Source organism: Martinezella tropici, from assembly GCF_008370325.1.
In the GTDB taxonomy this organism is placed as follows: Bacteria; Pseudomonadota; Alphaproteobacteria; order Rhizobiales; family Rhizobiaceae; genus Rhizobium; species Rhizobium tropici_B.
Window position 1 is genome coordinate 634,786 of the sequence record NZ_VNIP01000008.1, and the last position, 17,265, is coordinate 652,050.

14 protein-coding genes are annotated in these 17,265 nt (G+C 61.3%); 8 read left to right on the plus strand and 6 right to left on the minus strand.

Features of this window, described 5'->3' with window-relative positions:
• Window positions 1-172: 172 nt before the first annotated feature.
• The 7 genes from FP026_RS16130 (at window position 173) to FP026_RS16160 (ending at window position 7,387) form a co-directional block, all read left to right on the plus strand.
• Window positions 173-1,258: an ABC transporter substrate-binding protein gene (locus tag FP026_RS16130; protein WP_149635616.1), complete on the plus strand. Its 1,086-nt coding sequence runs from the start codon at window positions 173-175 to the stop codon at window positions 1,256-1,258.
• An 86-nt stretch (window positions 1,259-1,344) separates the two neighbouring features.
• Window positions 1,345-2,166, plus strand: a complete 822-nt coding sequence (locus FP026_RS16135) for an ATP-binding cassette domain-containing protein (protein ID WP_149635617.1) — start codon at window positions 1,345-1,347, stop codon at window positions 2,164-2,166.
• Window positions 2,163-3,413 (plus strand): sugar ABC transporter permease, encoded by a 1,251-nt coding sequence (locus FP026_RS16140; RefSeq protein ID WP_149635618.1) that lies wholly within the window; start codon window positions 2,163-2,165, stop codon window positions 3,411-3,413. The genes FP026_RS16135 and FP026_RS16140 overlap by 4 nt, the downstream gene beginning before the upstream one ends.
• A 25-nt stretch (window positions 3,414-3,438) precedes the next feature.
• Window positions 3,439-4,167 (plus strand): SDR family oxidoreductase, encoded by a 729-nt coding sequence (locus FP026_RS16145; protein WP_149635619.1) that lies wholly within the window; start codon window positions 3,439-3,441, stop codon window positions 4,165-4,167.
• Complete coding sequence (locus FP026_RS16150) at window positions 4,167-5,798, plus strand: FGGY-family carbohydrate kinase (protein ID WP_149635620.1); 1,632 nt, start codon at window positions 4,167-4,169, stop codon at window positions 5,796-5,798. The genes FP026_RS16145 and FP026_RS16150 overlap by 1 nt, the downstream gene beginning before the upstream one ends.
• A gap of 173 nt (window positions 5,799-5,971) precedes the next feature.
• The gene (locus FP026_RS16155) at window positions 5,972-6,370 is read left to right on the plus strand and encodes a (R)-mandelonitrile lyase (protein ID WP_149635621.1); all 399 of its coding nucleotides are present in this window, start codon (window positions 5,972-5,974) and stop codon (window positions 6,368-6,370) included.
• 96 nt (window positions 6,371-6,466) lie between these two features.
• A complete protein-coding gene (locus FP026_RS16160) occupies window positions 6,467-7,387 on the plus strand; it encodes an alpha/beta hydrolase (RefSeq protein WP_149635622.1) in 921 nt (306 codons plus the stop codon).
• 1 nt (window position 7,388) lies between these two features.
• Here the strand turns inward: FP026_RS16160 and FP026_RS16165 are convergent, their stop codons facing one another.
• Both FP026_RS16165 and FP026_RS16170 read right to left on the minus strand, forming a co-directional pair.
• On the minus strand, window positions 7,389-9,392 hold the full coding sequence (locus FP026_RS16165) for a CocE/NonD family hydrolase (RefSeq protein ID WP_149635623.1): 2,004 nt from the start codon (window positions 9,390-9,392) through the stop codon (window positions 7,389-7,391).
• Window positions 9,393-9,413: 21 nt separating this feature from the next.
• Window positions 9,414-10,994 (minus strand): ABC transporter substrate-binding protein, encoded by a 1,581-nt coding sequence (locus FP026_RS16170; RefSeq protein WP_149635624.1) that lies wholly within the window; start codon window positions 10,992-10,994, stop codon window positions 9,414-9,416.
• A gap of 122 nt (window positions 10,995-11,116) precedes the next feature.
• Here FP026_RS16170 and FP026_RS16175 point away from each other — a divergent pair, with 122 nt between their 5' ends.
• Window positions 11,117-11,902 (plus strand): helix-turn-helix domain-containing protein, encoded by a 786-nt coding sequence (locus FP026_RS16175; protein ID WP_149635625.1) that lies wholly within the window; start codon window positions 11,117-11,119, stop codon window positions 11,900-11,902.
• A 61-nt stretch (window positions 11,903-11,963) separates the two neighbouring features.
• Here FP026_RS16175 and FP026_RS16180 read toward each other — a convergent pair whose 3' ends face one another.
• The 4 genes from FP026_RS16180 to FP026_RS16195 form a co-directional block, all read right to left on the minus strand.
• Window positions 11,964-13,595 carry an ABC transporter ATP-binding protein gene (locus FP026_RS16180; RefSeq protein WP_149635626.1) on the minus strand — a complete coding sequence of 544 codons (1,632 nt, stop codon included), beginning with the start codon at window positions 13,593-13,595 and terminating at the stop codon, window positions 11,964-11,966.
• Window positions 13,588-14,415, minus strand: coding sequence for an ABC transporter permease (locus tag FP026_RS16185; RefSeq protein ID WP_149635627.1), 828 nt, complete (start codon window positions 14,413-14,415; stop codon window positions 13,588-13,590). The genes FP026_RS16180 and FP026_RS16185 overlap by 8 nt, the downstream gene beginning before the upstream one ends.
• A complete protein-coding gene (locus FP026_RS16190) occupies window positions 14,412-15,419 on the minus strand; it encodes an ABC transporter permease (RefSeq protein WP_149635628.1) in 1,008 nt (335 codons plus the stop codon). The genes FP026_RS16185 and FP026_RS16190 overlap by 4 nt, the downstream gene beginning before the upstream one ends.
• 153 nt (window positions 15,420-15,572) lie before the next feature.
• Window positions 15,573-17,162: an ABC transporter substrate-binding protein gene (locus tag FP026_RS16195; RefSeq protein ID WP_149635629.1), complete on the minus strand. Its 1,590-nt coding sequence runs from the start codon at window positions 17,160-17,162 to the stop codon at window positions 15,573-15,575.
• Window positions 17,163-17,265: the final 103 nt, after the last annotated feature.

Sequence of the window (17,265 nt, forward strand, 5' to 3'; positions counted from 1 at the left end):
CGGACAAGCGAACGGGCGGGCATCCTTGCCGACCGAAGGGGAAGGCTTGTCCAAAATTTATCGCCGTGCCGGCCGGATGGCCGTTGCCGGCGGACAACCAAACAAGAGCATCGCGTGCAGACAGCCGTGATGATCGAGGGAAACCATTACTATTTGGAACGGAGAAATTCCAATGAACCATTTCGCACTGAAAATCGCCGGCGCAGCCACGCTCGCGGTCGGTCTTCTGGCCGGTACGTCGGCCTTCGCGCAGTCCGCCAAGGTGACGGACGCGACCGTTGCCTTCCTGATGCCCGATCAGAGCTCCACACGCTATGAAGAGCATGATTTCCCTGGCTTCCAGGCGGAGATGAAGAAGCTCTGCGCCGGCTGCAAGGTCATCTATCAGAATGCCAATGGCGACGCCTCGCGCCAGCAGCAGCAGTTCAACTCGGCGATCTCGCAGGGTGCGAAGGCCATCGTGCTCGACCCGGTGGACTCCACAGCCGCCGCTTCGCTGGTGAAGCTCGCGCAGAGCCAGGGCGTGAAGGTCATTGCCTATGACCGTCCTATCCCGTCGGCTGCCGCCGATTACTATGTCTCCTTCAACAATGAAGAGATCGGCAAGATGATCGCCAAGTCGCTGGTCGATCATCTGAAGGCCAAGAATGTGAAGGCAGGGGATGGCGGGCTCCTCGAAATCAACGGTTCGCCCACCGATGCGGCCGCCGGCCTGATCAAGAAGGGCATCCATGCCGGTTTGGCCGAAGGCGGCTATCCGGTGCTGGCGGAATTCGATACGCCGGAATGGGCACCGCCGAAGGCGCAGCAATGGGCGAGCGGCCAGATCACGCGTTTCGGCAAGAAGATCCACGGCGTCGTTGCCGCCAATGATGGCACGGGTGGTGCCGCCGTCGCCGCCTTCAAGGCTGCCGGCTTCGATCCGGTGCCGCCGGTGACGGGCAACGACGCGACCATCGCCGGCCTGCAGCTCATCATTTCCGGCGACCAGTACAATACGATCTCCAAGCCGAGCGAGATCGTCGCCGCTGCTGCCGCGAATGTCGCGATCGAATTGCTGTCGGGCCAGGCGCCGAAGGCCGATACGAAGCTCTTCGACACGCCGACTAAGCTCTTCACACCGGCCCTGGTCACGTCCGAAAACCTGAAGGCAGAGATCATCGACAAGACCGTCAACGGCAAGCCGATCCAGACGCCGGACCAGCTCTGCATCGACCGCTATGCCGATGGCTGCAAGAAGCTCGGCATCGGCAGCTAAGAGCTGCTCCTCCCAGCCTCCGGTCGCTTCGGCGGCCGGAGGCAAAACGCATCCGATAGCATTTCAACCCGAGAAGGTGGCGAGTCATGAGTGACGCTTCCGATCATAGAGCCCCATCGGGCGAGCTTGTGCTCAGCCTCAAAGGGATCTCCAAACACTTCGGCGCCGTCTCGGCACTGACGGATATCAACCTCGATGTGCATGCCGGCGAAGTCGTGGCGCTTGTCGGCGACAATGGCGCCGGCAAATCGACGCTCGTCAAGGTTCTGGCCGGTGTTCACCAGCCGAGCGCTGGCACGATCACGTTCGGGGGCAAGCAGGTGACGCTTAGCGATCCTGCAACCGCGCTCGATCTCGGCATTGCTACGGTCTTCCAGGACCTGGCACTTTGCGAAAATCTCGATGTCGTCGCCAACATTTTTCTCGGCCGGGAACTGAGCCCGATGAAGCTCGACGAAACCGCGATGGAGGTTCGCGCCTGGACCTTGCTCAACGAACTGGCGGCACGCATCCCGAGCGTTCGCATCCCGATCGCATCGCTTTCGGGCGGCCAGCGGCAGACGGTGGCAATCGCCCGCTCGCTGCTGCTCGAGCCGAAGCTCATCATGCTCGACGAGCCGACCGCAGCGCTTGGCGTGGCACAGACCGCCGAGGTGCTGAACCTCATCGAGCGCGTTCGCGACAAGGGGCTCGGTGTCATCATGATCAGCCACAATATGGAGGACGTGCGCGCCGTTGCCGACCGCATCGTCGTCCTGCGTCTCGGCCGCAATAACGGGATCTTCTATCCAGACGCCTCGAACCAGGAACTCGTCAGCGCCATCACTGGGGCCACGGAAAACGCCGTGTCGCGACGTGCCGTGCGCCGCCAGGCGCAACAGGAGCTCAGAGAAGGGGGCCAGCCATGAGCGAGAACGGCAAGCAATCGACCCTGCTGCTCGACCGCAGCGACGTTCGCGTCAACCATGATACCGGGCTTGCGGCCACCATCCGCTCGTCGATCGACAAGGTGCGTTCCGGCGATCTCGGTTCGCTGCCCGTCGTCGTCGGGCTCGTCATCATCTGGACGGTGTTCGGCACGCTCAACCCGACCTTCCTCTCCAGCAATAACCTTGCCAACCTGCTGTTCGACGCCTCGACCGTCGGCATCATCTCGCTCGGCATCGTCTGCGTGCTGATGGTCGGCGAGATCGATCTTTCGGTGGGTTCAATCAGTGGCTTCGCTTCGGCCATGGTCGGTATGCTCTGGGTGAACGAGGGCTGGCCGGTCGCCTTGGCGATCCTGGCGGCTCTCATTGTCGGTGGCATCATCGGCGCCATCTATGCCGTGCTGTTCAACCGGCTGGGAATGCCGAGCTTCGTCGCCACACTGGCGGGGCTACTGGCCGTACTCGGCATGCAGCTCTATCTGCTCGGCGCGACGGGCTCGATCAATCTGCCCTATGGCTCGGCCATTGTGAATTTCGGCCAGCTCCTGGTCATTCCCCATCCGCTTGCCTATGTCTTCGCGCTCATTCCGGGTGCGGTCCTGCTGGTTACCGGCTTAGGCACTGTGCGGCGACGCAAGCAGGCAAATCTTTCCGCACCGTCTACGGGGGGCCTGCTGGCGAAGGCGGCCGTCATCACGGTGGCGCTGGAGTTCGTCGCCTTCTATCTTAATCAGGATCGCGGCATTCCCTGGATGTTCGCCCTGTTCGTGGTGCTCGCCATCGTCATGAATTATGCGCTGACGCGCACGCAATGGGGCCGGTCGATGTCCGCCGTCGGCGGGAATCGCGAAGCGGCGCGCCGCGCCGGTATCAATGTGCGGCGGATCTATACGAGCGCCTTCGTTCTTTGCGCCATGTTCGCAGCCCTTGGCGGCGTACTGGCGGCTGCGCGCCTGGCGTCGGCCAGCCAGCAGGCAGGCACCGGCGACGTCAATCTGAACGCCATCGCGGCGGCCGTCATCGGCGGAACCAGCCTTTTCGGCGGTCGTGGTAGCGCCTATTCGGCACTGCTCGGCATCATCGTCATCCAGTCGATCGCCAGTGGCCTCACCATGCTCGATCTGTCGTCGGCGCTTCGCTACATGATCACAGGCGCAGTTCTTGCCATTGCCGTCATCGTCGACTCGCTGGCCCGTCGTTCCCGCGCCTCGCATGGGCGCGGCTGATTTCTTCAAGAAGGTAAGGATTGCTATGAGACAGGATTTTGCCGGCAAAGTTGCCGCCATCACCGGAGCTGCGTCTGGAATTGGCCTGGAATGCGCCAAATCGCTATTGAACGAGGGCGCCAGCGTCGCCCTCGTCGACCGGGCCGAGGACAGCCTGAAAAGCCTTTGCGCCGAACTGGGTCCGAATGCCCATCCCGTCGTCGTCGATCTTCTGAAGCCTGAGAGCGTGGCGACCATGATGCCGCAGATTCTCGGCAGGTTCGGCAAGCTCGACATTTTCCATGCCAATGCCGGCGCCTATATCGGCGGCGAGGTCGCGGAAGGCGATCCCGATGCCTGGGACCGGATGCTGGATCTGAATATCAATGCGGCCTTCCGTTCGGTCCGGATGGTGTTGCCGCACATGATCGAGCGCAAGACCGGCGACATCATCATGACCAGTTCGATTGCCGGTCTGGTGCCGGTGGTCTGGGAGCCGATCTATACGGCGTCCAAGCATGCCGTGCAGGCATTTACGCACACGGTGCGGCGTCAGGTCGCCAAACATGGCATCCGCGTCGGCGCCGTGGCGCCGGGGCCGGTGGTGACGGCGCTGATCAGCGATTGGCCACAGGCAAAGCTCGACGAGGCGATCGCCGCCGGCGGCCTCATGGAGGCGACGGAAGTGGCGGAAGCGGTGCTCTTCATGCTATCGAGACCGCGCAACATCGTAATCCGGGATCTGGTGATCCTGCCCTTGAGTACGGATCTCTAATGACGGCACCTTATTTCATCGGCATCGATGTCGGCACCGGCAGCGCCCGGGCCGGGATTTTCGACGCGCATGGTCGTCTGCTGGCTGCGGCCAAGCGGCCCATCACCATCTGGCACGAGGCCGGCAGCATCGTCGAACAATCGAGCGAGCAGATATGGCAAGCTGTTTGCGGCAGCGTCAAAGAGGCCGTCGCAACGGCGAAGATCGCGGCTGACGAGGTTGCCGGCATAGGTTTTGATGCGACGTGTTCGCTCGTCGCGGTCAAGGCGGATGGCCGGCCCGTGGCTGTGGGAGCATCTGATGATGTCGATCGCAACATCATCGTCTGGATGGATCATCGCGCGGCCGGCGAGGCGGCGGAGATCAATGCCGGCAATCATGCTGTGCTGCGCTATGTCGGCGGCCGCATCTCGCCCGAGATGGAAACGCCGAAGCTGCTCTGGCTGAAGCGAAACCTGCCGCAGTCCTTTGCGGCAACCGATCATTTCTTCGATCTTGCCGATTATCTGACCTGGCGCGCGACGGGTTCGCTGCTGAGATCGGTGTGCACGGTGACGTGTAAATGGACCTATCTTGCCCATGAGAAGCGCTGGGATGCGCAATATTTCAAGGATATCGACCTTGGTGAGCTGGCCGACGAAGGCTTTGTGCGGATCGGAACCGAGATCGTCGAGCCGGGTACGGCGCTGGGCGACGGCTTGAATGAAACCGCCGCCCGCGATCTCGGCCTCGCCGTTGGCACGCCGGTCGGCGCATCGCTCATCGATGCCCATGCCGGCGGCGTCGGCACGCTGGGCGGACAGGGACCGGACGGCCAAGCTGATGTCCGGAACAGGCTCGCCTATATCTTCGGCACCTCCGCCTGCTCGATGGCGTCGAGTGAAGCGGCGGTGTTCGTCGATGGCGTCTGGGGGCCCTATTATTCGGCGATGGTGCCCGGTCTGTGGCTGACCGAAGGCGGCCAATCTGCCGCTGGTGCCGCGATCGATCATCTCGTTACCATGCATCCGGCATCCGGCGAGGCGCGCAAGAAAGCTGAGGCGGAGCGCTTGTCGCTGGTTGCCTGGCTGGACCGGCAGACCATAAAGACGAGCACCAACGCGTCCGACGCCGTGAAGCTCGCCCAATCCATCCAGGTCGTTCCCGAATTTCTCGGCAACCGGTCCCCCTACGCCGATCCGGACGCTCGCGCCGTTATCTCCGGCCTCGGGCTGGAAACCGGCGTTGACGATCTCATCGCTCTTTATGTCGCCGGCCTTTGCGGCATCGGCTATGGGCTCAAGCAGCTGCTCGAAAAGCTGGCCGAGGATGGCATTGCCTGCGATCTCATTATCGCCAGCGGCGGTGCGGCCCAGAGCGGCCTCGTGCGACAGCTCTTGGCGGATACGACCGGCAGGCCGGTCGCCGTCGCCGATACTGAGGAGCCCGTTCTTCTCGGCGCCGCCATGCTCGGCGCTACGGCTGGCGGACATTGCGGCTCTCTGGTGGAAGCCATGGCTACCATGTCGCGACTGGTGAAACGGTTCGAACCAGCCGAAGGCGTCGTTAAAGCATTGCACGAGCAGCGCTACGAAGCCTTCGAGCTGCTGCAATCGGCAGACCGCAGCATCCGCGCGCTGATGTCGCGATAAACATGGCTGCACGGTCACCCTAGACGCTTGCCACACCTTCCAACTCGAAGGCGATTTATCGTCCCTATTCATAAGTCTATGCGTGAACGGCCCTCTACCGCTCCGTGAATCCTGAGCTAAATTAATTCCCACACGGTCGCGCCATCGCAGCCGATCTCAGAAAGGACGTCATCATGGACATCAAGAAGAACGGCACGCAACCCTCTGGCAAAGGCCCCTCCGACTGGTTCACCGGTACGGTCAGGATCGACCCGCTATTTGCTGCCAATGACGCCCGCCGGGCGGCGGCCGGCAGCGTCACCTTCGAACCTGGCGCGAGGACGGCGTGGCATACCCACCCGCGCGGCCAAACCTTGATCGTCACCGCCGGCCTGGGTCTCGTTCAGCGCGAAGGCGGCCCGGTCGAGGAGATCCGGCCCGGGGATATCGTCTGGTTTGAACCGGACGAGAAGCACTGGCACGGCGCTTCGCCAACGACAGCCATGACCCATATCGCCATCCACGAGCATCTCGACGGCAAGGTGGTGGATTGGCTGGAGCATGTGACGGACGAGCAATATCAGGCAAGGTGAATGTCGTCATCGCGGCGGTACTGGCCGTAGGCAGATAAGCATTCGATCGCAACCGCGCGCTATCCTTGGCCAATGCACGCGAATCGAGGATATCCGATGGCTACCGCTGAGCGTCCCATGCCGAGCGAGGCAGGCATCCTGCAGTTCATGGAGATCTGCGATTCCTTCTATCCGCCGGATGCGGTAACGGCTTCGATCACCCAGCAGCGCCGATGGTATGATGCCTTATGCGCGCGCTTCGATCGCCCCTTGCCCGAGGGCATGGACACCAGGGATGAATTCATCTCCGGAACGATCCCGGTCCGGCGTTACAGGCCCGCTAATCTTCGTACGGCAACGAACCTGCTCTATCTCCATGGCGGCGGTTTCGTCATCGGTTCGCTCGAGAGCCATCATGCCATCTGCGCCGAGATTGCCGATCACGCCGGCGCTGAACTGATCTCGGTCGATTATCGGCTGGCGCCGGAATATCGCTGGCCGGCACAGACGGATGATTGTTTCAGCGTCCTCAAACAGCTGCTGGCCGAGAAGAAGTCGGTCGTGCTGATCGGCGACAGTGCCGGAGGCAATCTGGCGGCGGGATTGGCGGTGCGCGCGAACGCCGAGGGGCTTTCTGGAATTGTCGGCCAGATTTTGATCTATCCAGCACTCGGTGGCGATCTCGTCTCCGGTTCCTACGAGGAAATGGCCGACGCGCCGGGGCTGACGACCGCGGATGTCGCCTACTATCGCAGCATCCTGCAGGCTCCATCAGCCGATCCCGTCTCCGAGCCGCTCGCTTTGTCTTCCGTGGCCGGCCTTCCGCCAACCTTCATCACCGTGGCCCATTATGATCCGCTGCGCGACGACGGTCGCAACTACGCGGCCCGTCTGGCGCAGGCAGGCGTCGAAGTCTGGTTCCGCGAGGAGCCGCAAATGGTGCATGCCTGGCTGCGGGCAAGACACATGAGCGATGGCGCGCGTACCGGCTTTGCCGCCATCTGCGCGGCGGCAAGCCGGTTTGCCTGCCAGCGTTGACCTACATCAGGTCGCGGGCGATACGCTTCTCTTCGAATATCTTCCTGAAGATCTCGGTCGCGCCCTCATAGGCAACGACCGAGGCGCTGATGATCCACTCCGTTGCCGTGCAGGATATGGAGGATGTTGCGACCGTGCGAACAAACCAGTCGGGGCGTCGCATATCGCAAGTCCAGGTCGAGATGCCGGACATCGACAGCGGGTCATCCGGCGCGATTGACCAGGTTTCCTCGCGCAGCTGCCGTGTCGATAGGCCGGTGCCGGGATGTTCGAAAAGACCGGTATCCTCGTGGATTTCATAGCGCGTGAGGCCGGACGAGAGGTCGCGCACCACCTGTCGTTTCGTCGAGGCCGGCGCATATTCGATATATTTCGGCAGCGGATCGGGGTTGTCGGGCTGCTTCACGTCGATGAGTTCATGCGTCCCAAGCAGAGGCAAGCCAAGACCGATCGAGGCAATGTCGATCGTGAGCCCCGGATCTTCCGGCGGCGGCAGAACCATGGGCCAATAGGCTGTCGACAGCGACAGGCGGATGCGGTGCCCCTTGCGGAAACGATAGCCGCAGGCATCGAGCGTTAAGGTCACTCTGACCTGTTGGCCCTTGCTCAGCGGCTCCGGTGCGGCATTGCCGTCACGGTGGGCGAGATTGAGGACGCCAAAGGAGACGCGCGTTGCCGTGCCGTCCGGATGGATGTCGACGAGCCTTGCGCAGAGATTGGCGGTTTCGGCGTCGCATCTGAGCGTCAATGTGACGACGGGGCGGCCGAGATAATCGTAATCCTCGACCAGCGGCGAGGTCTGGAAGGTCAGCGATCCGGCGTCATCGAGGCGCTGATCGATCGCCAGTTCCGCATCCGGCTTCAGGGTGAACCATTCGCCCGAGGCCGTGCCCGTGTCGAGCGGTGAGCGCAGATAGACGGGATGTTCCGGCGCGTGGGGGATCGGCATGCCTTCCATCAAGGTGCCGAACTGCTCGACATAGAAGCACTGCATGTCAGGCGGCTGCCACTCTTTCTTGGCGATCCAGAAACCGGGGTCGAAATCGCGGCGCGTGGCTGGCGTTATCGAATCGAGAATGTAGGCGCGCACCGATGGCGTGGTCTCCGCGCCGTTGGGCTCGCCACGCAGCCAGCGGTTCCACCAGGCAATCGCTTCGCCGTGGAAATCGGCGCGCGGCTTCGGCCATGCGAAATGCGGATATTTATGGACCCATGGTCCAACAAGCGCTTTCGCCGTATCTCCAAGACCCTCGACAGCCAGCAGCGGCGTGTTGCGATAGCCATCCGCCCAACCGGCAATGACGAGGGCGGGAATATCGAAGCCTGCGAAGTCTTCGCAGATCGAACCATGCCGCCAGAAGTCGTCGCGGCGCTGATGCTGGAGCCATTCCTCCATGAAGAAGGGTTCCTGCTCGAGGCGCTGCAGCCACATGTCCCGCCAGTCGTCGCCGACGATGGCTGGATCGGGCGAACGCGATTGGTAGGCAAGCATGGTCGCCGCCCAGGAGAGCTGGGCGGAGAGATGGCAGCCGTTCTTGTAGTGGATGTCGTCATTATAGCGATCGACTGTGGAAGCGATCGAAATCACCGCCTTTAGCGCGGGAGGCTTCAAGGCCGCGACCTGCAGGCAGGTGAAGCCACCCCAGGAAATGCCCATCATGCCGACCGAGCCGTTCGACCAGGGCTGCTCCGCGATCCAGGCGATAAGCTCGCAGGCGTTGGCAAGCTCGAGCTCGGTATATTCGCCGTCGATGATCCCACTGGATTCACCGGAGCCTCTAATATCGACGCGGACGCCGGCGATCCCGGCTGCAGCGAAGACGGGGTACGTGGATTCATCACGCGGGCTTGTCCCGTCGCGCTTGCGGTAGGGCAGGAATTCGAAGACGGCGGGCACGGGATCGCTCTCCGCGCCGTCGGGCATCCAGATGCGCGCGGCAAGCCGCGTGCCGTCCTTCAGGGTGATCCACTGATTTTCGATGATGGTGAAGCTGCGGTCTGACATGGTCATATATCCCGAAGAGATTTAGGCATTAAACCATACGCGGCTGCCGATGTAGCCGTTGGACATATCGTTGCCGATATCGTCGACATATCCCTTCAGCGTTTTCGAAGCGGCCATGATGTAGTCGTTGAAAACGGGCAGGATGAGACCACCATCATCTCGCACCATCAGGGCCAGATGTCGATAAAGTTCCTTGCGCTTGGCTTCATCGAGCTCGGACCTTGCCTGCAGCACCATCTTGTCGAAGTCGGGCCGCTTGAAATGTGTATCGTTCCATTCGGCAGTCGACAGATAGGAGGTGGAATAGCGCGAATCCTGTGTCGGGCGGCCGCCCCAGAAGGAGGCGCAGAAGGGCTGCTTGTTCCAGACGTTGGTCCAGTAGCCATCTTCCGGTTCGCGCTTGACGTCGATCGTGATCCCGGCCTTGCGGGCGCTTTGCTGGAACAGGATCGCCGCATCCACGGCGCCCGGGAAGGCTGCGTCGGACGTACGCAACAGGATTGGACGATCGAGGCCCGATTTCTTGAAGTGGAAGGCGGCCTTATCGGGATCATATGGACGCTGCTCGATATCGGTTGGCGCGAGAGCGTAATTGGAATTGACCGGATAGTCGTTGCCGATCGTTCCGTAGCCGCCTAGGACCTTGTCGAGGATCGACTGGCGATCGACGGCATATTTCAGCGCAAGCCGAAGATCGCTGTTGTCGAAAGGCGCGATGTCGCAATGCATCAGGAAACTATAGAAGCCCTTGCCGGCACTGCGGACGATATCGACATTCGGTGCGCGCTTCAGCATCGCGACTGTCTTTGGGTCGACATTGTTGACGAAATGGACCTGGCCGGACGCCAGAGCGGCGATGCGGGCGGTGTTGTCGTTGATGACGAGTATTTCCACGCTGTCGACAAAGCCGCGATCGGCGCGCCAGTCTTTGGGGTTCTTCTCAAAGGAGGCACGAACGCCCGGTTCAAAGTTCTTCAGAATGTAAGGACCGGTGCCGATGGCCGCCGCAGGTTTTTCCACGCCACCCTTCGGCTGGATGATCAGGTGGTAGTCGGTCAGGAGAAGGGGCAGATCCGCATTGCCTTCCGAAAGCGTCAAGACAAGGTCGCCCGCTTTTTCTTCGATACCGGTAATCGACGCCATCAGCCCCAGAGCACCGGACTGCGAATTCTTGTCAGCGTGCCGCTTCAGCGTCGCGACGATATCTGCGACGGTCATCTTGCTGCCGTCATGAAACTGCACGTCGTTCCTGATCTTGAAAGTCCAGACGGATGCGTCCGCCGATGGCGTCCAGGAAGTTGCCAGCGACGGCAAGGGCGCGCCGGTCTTGGGGTCGGATTCGACAAGCGTGTCACCCCAGAGGCGGCCAATGACGAACAGGACGGAGGCGCTGTATGTTGCGGGATCGAGCGCATCGCTGGTGGCGCCGCCCTTGAGGCCGAGCTTCAAATGGCCGCCATGCTTAGCTTCCTGAGCACGAGCATCACGCGGCATCAAAAATCCCGCGGTGAGGCTCGGCAAAGCGCCCAAGGCAACGGCACCGCCGAGGAAGTGGCGGCGGCCGATTTTCAGCTGCGTAGATTGATCCTTTTGATGCGTCATTGCAGTTCCCTCTTTTCAGTTTTCTAAGGGGGAAACGTAGAGGTCGGGCCGGCTCGCGCAATTTCGCGACTTGACGCTTCTTTATGCGAGTTTACGCTAGCGTCATCAAGACGGAGCTACCGATGACCCACCTGGTCGAGAACCTCAAGATTGCCTGTGCCACGCAGCGTTCCATTTCGCATCTGTGCCGCGCGGTCGATATCAATCGGCAGCAATTCAACCGATATATCAACGGCCAGACGAAACCCTCTGCCCATAATCTGGCGCGCATTGCCAAATATTTCGATCTCGACGCAGCCGACTTTGGTCTCGCTCCCAAGCTCTTTCGGGAACTGCTTCGGCGACCGGCGCTCGGTCTCAACGAAACTTCGGAGCTCTTAAAGGCGTTTCCGGGAAATCTGACTGCCCTGAAACGCCATATTGGCTATTATCAGACCTATCATCGCTCGCCGTCTTGGCCTGGAATGGTCGTATGCTCCTGCAGTCGCCTTATCGAGCAGGGCGGGCTGGTGCACGTCAAATCAATGGAGCGCCTGCGGGACCCTGGAAACGGCATCCAGCAGTTTTCAAAATATGTCGGCCTGGCGGCATTCTATCGCAATCGGGTCTTCATCACCGAGCGTGTCATCGGCCCGAACTCCATGTTGTCGCAAACGATCCTCCTGCCGTTCGACGAACACCAGCGCGTCTATCTGCGCGGCACGACCATGGGTGTGTCCTGGCGAAAGGAAAACCTCCCCTATGCCTCGCGGATGATCTGGCGTCATGTCGGCGCCGAGCCTGATTTGCGTGAACTTCTCTCGCGCTGTGGGCCTCTGCCGCTATCCTCGCGCCAGCTGCCACCCACGGTGCGTTCGTTCCTCGCAGATCCATCCGCCGAAGTGTATGCGGTGCCGGCAGAGTATTGATGGCACCAATTTTCGCAACGACGTCCTCAAATCCAGGTTTGAGGTCGGAGGTGCCAAGCACTTAATTTCCAGCGCTTGCCATCCTCCGCGTCGTCAGCACACGCTCCAGCCAGCCGATCTCCATCTCGGGCACGGATTTCAGCAGCAGGTCAGTGTAATCGTCGAAGGGTGGTGACAACGCCTCTGATTTCGGGCCGAAGCGAACAAGCTTGCCGCGATGCATCACCGCGACGCTGTCGGCGATGGCGCGAACGATAGCGATGTCATGGGTGATGAAGACGTAGGAGAGATGAGCCTCTTCCTGCAGCTTCAAGAGCAGTTTCAGAATGCCTTCGGCAACCAGCGGGTCGAGTGCCGAGGTCGGCTCGTCGCAGAGGATGAGCTCCGGCTTGGCCGCAAGCGCGCGGGCGATGGCAACGCGTTGCTTCTGGCCGCCGGAAAGCTCGGCCGGATAACGGTCGATGAAGCCATTACCCATCTCGATCTGATCCAGCAGCTCCTTCACGCGCGCCGTCTTTGCAGCACCACGGAGGCCGTCATAGAAGGTCAGCGGGCGGCCGATGATATCGCGCACCGTCTGGCGTGGATTCATGGCGGTATCGGCCATCTGGTAGATCAGCTGGATGCGTCGCAATTCCTCCCGCGAGCGGTTTTTCAGGGCCGGCGTCAGCAGCTTGCCGTCGAAAGAAATCCGCCCGTCGCTCGGCGGCAGCAGGCCGGTGATGACACGGGCGAGCGTCGACTTGCCGGAGCCGGATTCGCCGACCACTGCCAGCGTCTGTCCTTTAGGAACGTGTAGAGAAACATCGTGCAATACTCTGAAACCATTGGAATATTGCGCGCTGATATTTTCCACCTTTAGAAGCGCGCTCGATTGGTCGTCGGCTTCCGCCCTTGCCTCTTGGCGGACATTGACGAGAGCGCGGGTATAATCCTGCCGAGGCTCCTCAATGATCTGCTGGACGCTGCCATATTCCACCGTCTTGCCGTGCCTCAGCACCATGATGTCGTCGGAAATCTGCGCGACGACGGCAAGGTCATGGGTGATGTAAAGCGCTGCCGTATGCGTCTCCTCGATGGCGTGCTTGATCGCCGCCAGCACGTCGATCTGCGTGGTGACGTCGAGCGCGGTCGTCGGTTCGTCGAAGACGATCAGCTCCGGGTTGGAGCAGAGCGCCATGGCGGTCATGGCGCGCTGCAGCTGGCCGCCCGAGACCTGGTGCGGATAGCGCTCGCCAAAGGTTTCCGGGTTGGGCAGGCCAAGGACGCGGAAGAGATAGAGCGCCCGTTTCTTGGCTTCCTCCCTGGTCATCAGGCGGTGCTTCACCGTGGCTTCGATCACCTGATCACCCAGCCTATGTGCCGGATTGAAGGCAGCGGCGGCCGACTGCGCGACGTAGCAGACCCGCGCCCCGCGGATCCGGCGAATACCGGATTTGCCGAGCGGCAGGATGTCGGTGCCGTCGAGCAGCACCCGGCCGCCAGTGATTTCGGCACCGCCACGGCCATAGGCGAGGGCGGAAAGGCCGATAGTGGATTTGCCGGCGCCGGACTCGCCGATCAACCCGAGCACCTTGCCCTTCTCAAGATCGAAGGAGACGCCATCGACGATAGTGACGCGTTTCGGCGGCTCGCCGGGCGGATAGCTGGTTGCCTCGATCTTGAGATCGCGAACGGAAAGAAGCTCAGGCATCGCCACGCCCTCCCTTGAGGCTGGAGGTGCGCCTTAATAACCAGTCGACCACCAGATTGACACAGATTGCGAGCGCCGCGATGGCGGAACCCGGCACGAGCGCGGCGGAAATGCCGAAGATGATGCCGTCCTTGTTGTCCTTGACCATGCCGCCCCAATCGGCCGACGGCGGCTGGATGCCAAGGCCGAGGAAGGACAGAGTGGACAGGAACAGGATCGAGAAGGCGAAGCGCAGACCGAATTCCGCCAGCAGCGGCGACAGCGTATTCGGCAGGATCTCGCGGAAGATGATCCAGATCCTGCCTTCGCCGCGCAGCTTGGCTGCTTCCACGAATTCCATGACCGCGACATCGAGCGCCACGGCACGGCCGAGGCGATAGACCCGGGTGGAATCGAGAATGGCCATGACGAGGATCAGCACGATTAGGTTCTGCGGCAGGACGGCCAGAACGACGAGCGCGAAGATCAGCGTCGGGATCGACATCATCAGGTCGTTGAAGCGCGAAAAGACCGTGTCGATCCATCCGCGCGAGACGGCGGCGGTAAAGCTCAGGATGATGCCGAGCGAGAAGGAAATGATTGTTGCCGCGAGCGCGACGAATAGCGTCGTGCGGGTGCCGTAGATCAGACGCGATAGGATATCGCGGCCGAGATTGTCGAGGCCGAAGAAATATTGCGGATCGGCAGGCTGCCAAACGTTGCCGACGACCTCAGTTTCGCCATAGGGGGCGATCCAGGGCGCGAAGATGGCGCAGATGAAGGCGATCAGGATACCGATGATGCCGACCCAGGCGGTGATAGGAATATCTCTCAATCTCATCGCGGATGCCTCAGACGGGGGTTGGCGACGATCGCCAGAATATCGGCCGTCATATTGAGGAAGATGTAGACGGCGGCGAAGATCAGCCCGCATGCCTGGACCACGGGCATGTCGCGCACCGTCACCGCATCGACCATGTACTGGCCCATGCCGGGATAGACGAAGACGACCTCCACCACGACGACGCCGACGATCAGATAGGCAAGGTTCAGCGCGATGACGTTGATGATCGGCGCCAGCGCATTGGGCGCAGCGTGCTTGACGATAGCGCGGAAGGCGGAGAGCCCTTTCAGCTCGGCCGTCTCCATATAGGCCGACGACATCACGGAAAGGATGGCTGCGCGCGTCATGCGCATCATATGCGCAAGCACCACTAGAACAAGGGTCGCCGTCGGCAGGGCGATCGCCTTCAGCCGGTCGATGAGGCTCATGCCGTCGAAGACCGTCGCCGGAAAGGTCGCGACACCGAATTTCACCGAGAAGAACATGATGAGCAGATAGCCGATGAAGAATTCCGGCAGCGAGATCGCCGCCAGCGAAATGACATTGATGATCTTGTCGGGCATGCGGTTACGGAAGTGGACCGCTAGCATGCCCAGGCAAACCGCCAGCGGCACCGAAATCAAGGCGGCAAAGCCGGCGAGAAACAGGGAATTTCCAAGCCGCTTGCCGATCTGCTCGCCGACGGAATTCTTGCTGGCCCAGGAGGTGCCGAAATCGCCCTTAACGGCGTTGCCGAGCCATTGCACATAGCGGGTGACCACGGGCCGGTTGAGGCCAAGCTCCTCGCGGATATTGGCGACGGCCTGCGGTGTTGCCGACTGGCCGAGATAGGTGGTGGCGAAATCGCCTGGCAGGGCTTCGAGCCCGCCGAAGATGAGGACGGAGACTGCAAACAGCAAAATGATGCTGAGCAGGCAACGCTCGAAAATGAGGGACAGCAGCGGAAAACGCTGCTTGAACCTTAGCCCGGGCAGAACGGTTCCGGGGGGCAGATTGGACATGGCCGATGCCTCGCGCTCTTGTTGTTTTACGCAATTCCAGGAAAATCGCTGCGCAGTTTTTTTGGAATTGCCTGAAACGTCGGGAGGACCGCGAAAGGTTTTCGCGGTCCTGGCTGCGTCAGAGATGAGGGCGTTTTCGCCCGGCTTCGGGCATCAGGCGTCCAGCCAGACGCGCGTGGCAACGTAGCCGTTCGACATGTCATTGCCGATATCATGGACATAGCCCTTCACCTGCTTGGTAGAGGCGTTCACGAAATCGTTGAACATCGGCAGGATGACGCCGCCCTCGTCGCGCACCATCATCGCCATGGCGCGATAGAGCTCCTTGCGCTTGGTCTCGTCCAGCTCGGAACGGGCCTGAAGCAGAAGCTTGTCGAAGTCGGGGCGCTTGAAGCGCGTGTCGTTCCAGTCCGCCGTCGAGAGATAGGCGGTGGAATACATCTGGTCCTGCGTCGGCCGTCCGCCCCAATAGGAGGTGGAGAAGGGCTGGACGTTCCAGACGTTCGTCCAGTAGCCGTCGCCTGGCTCGCGCTTGACCTCGATGTTGATGCCGGCCTTCTTGCAGCTTTCCTGATAAAGGACGGCGGCGTCGACAGCGCCTGGGAAGGCGACTTCCGACGTGCGCAGCAGCACCGATCCGCTGTGGCCGGACTTCTTGTAGTGGAAGGATGCCTTGTCGGGATCGTAGGCGCGCTGCTCGATGCCATCGGGGAAGAGGGCATAGGTGCTGTTGATCGGGAAATCATTGCCGACCTTGCCGTAGCCGCCAAGGATCTTCTTGACCATGGTCTCGCGGTCCATGGCGTATTTCAGCGCCAGACGCAGGTCATTGTTGTCGAAGGGCGCCTTATCGCAATGCATGATGAAGACGTAGTGGCCACGGCCGGCGGTGGACAGGATTTCGACGGTCGGCGCACGCTTGAGAAGATCCACGGTCTTCGGGTCGACGCGGTTGATGTAGTGGACCTGACCGGACGAAAGCGCCGCGATACGCGCCGTCGCATCGTTCATGCAGATGATCTCGACCGAATCGACGAAGCCGCGGTCGGTGCGCCAATCGTCCTTGTTGCGCTCGAACGTGGCGCGCACGCCGGGTTCGAAGCTGACCTGCTTGTAAGGGCCGGTGCCGATCGAGGCGAGGGGATCGTCATAACCGCCATTCGGCTGGATGACGAGGTGATAGTCGGTGAGAAGCAACGGCATGTCGGCGTTGCCTTCCGTCAGCGTTAGGACGAGGTTGTCGCCATCGGCCTTAATTTCTTTGATCGACTTCACGACGCCGAGCGCGCCGGATTCCGATTTCGCATCGGTATGACGCTTGAGCGTTGCGACGACGTCGTCGATCGTCAGATCCTTGCCATTGTGGAACTTGACGCCCTTGCGGATCTTGAAGGTCCAGGTGGCGGCATCCTTCGACGGTTCCCAGGATTCTGCGAGCGAGGGAACGGCGGCACCCGTCAGCGGGTGGGATTCCACCAGCATATCGCCCCAGCAGCGGCCGATGCAGAACATGACCTGGGACAGGAATTTCGCCGGATCCTTGGAATCGGTTGCAGCACCGCCTTCGAGGCCAAGCTTCAGATGGCCGCCGCGCTTCGGTTCGGCTGCCATTGCACTTTCGGTAAAGAGTTTGTCGGCGAGCGTCAAAGTGACACCGGCTGCCATTGCGCGTCCCATGAATTCGCGGCGGCTGAGCCCGCCCGCGGTGACGCGGCTTGCCAGATATTTCGTGTAGTCGTTCATTCCCCTGTTCCTTCTTCTTGCCGTGTTGACAAAATTCCCGGGCAAGCCACTTCAGGTCTCGGTTCCTCTTCCGCCTGAAGCCTGTCGCCCGCGATCATGCGGG

Bases quoted from the DNA above. Each gene is read 5' to 3' on its own strand.
- FP026_RS16130 (WP_149635616.1), top strand. From the start codon at position 173: ATGAACCATTTCGCACTGAAAATCGCCGGCGCAGCCACGCTCGCGGTC.
- FP026_RS16135 (WP_149635617.1), top strand. From the start codon at position 1,345: ATGAGTGACGCTTCCGATCATAGAGCCCCATCGGGCGAGCTTGTGCTC.
- FP026_RS16140 (WP_149635618.1), top strand. From the start codon at position 2,163: ATGAGCGAGAACGGCAAGCAATCGACCCTGCTGCTCGACCGCAGCGAC.
- FP026_RS16145 (WP_149635619.1), top strand. From the start codon at position 3,439: ATGAGACAGGATTTTGCCGGCAAAGTTGCCGCCATCACCGGAGCTGCG.
- FP026_RS16150 (WP_149635620.1), top strand. From the start codon at position 4,167: ATGACGGCACCTTATTTCATCGGCATCGATGTCGGCACCGGCAGCGCC.
- FP026_RS16155 (WP_149635621.1), top strand. From the start codon at position 5,972: ATGGACATCAAGAAGAACGGCACGCAACCCTCTGGCAAAGGCCCCTCC.
- FP026_RS16160 (WP_149635622.1), top strand. From the start codon at position 6,467: ATGGCTACCGCTGAGCGTCCCATGCCGAGCGAGGCAGGCATCCTGCAG.
- FP026_RS16165 (WP_149635623.1), bottom strand. From the start codon at position 9,392: ATGTCAGACCGCAGCTTCACCATCATCGAAAATCAGTGGATCACCCTG.
- FP026_RS16170 (WP_149635624.1), bottom strand. From the start codon at position 10,994: ATGACGCATCAAAAGGATCAATCTACGCAGCTGAAAATCGGCCGCCGC.
- FP026_RS16175 (WP_149635625.1), top strand. From the start codon at position 11,117: ATGACCCACCTGGTCGAGAACCTCAAGATTGCCTGTGCCACGCAGCGT.
- FP026_RS16180 (WP_149635626.1), bottom strand. From the start codon at position 13,595: ATGCCTGAGCTTCTTTCCGTTCGCGATCTCAAGATCGAGGCAACCAGC.
- FP026_RS16185 (WP_149635627.1), bottom strand. From the start codon at position 14,415: ATGAGATTGAGAGATATTCCTATCACCGCCTGGGTCGGCATCATCGGT.
- FP026_RS16190 (WP_149635628.1), bottom strand. From the start codon at position 15,419: ATGTCCAATCTGCCCCCCGGAACCGTTCTGCCCGGGCTAAGGTTCAAG.
- FP026_RS16195 (WP_149635629.1), bottom strand. From the start codon at position 17,162: ATGAACGACTACACGAAATATCTGGCAAGCCGCGTCACCGCGGGCGGG.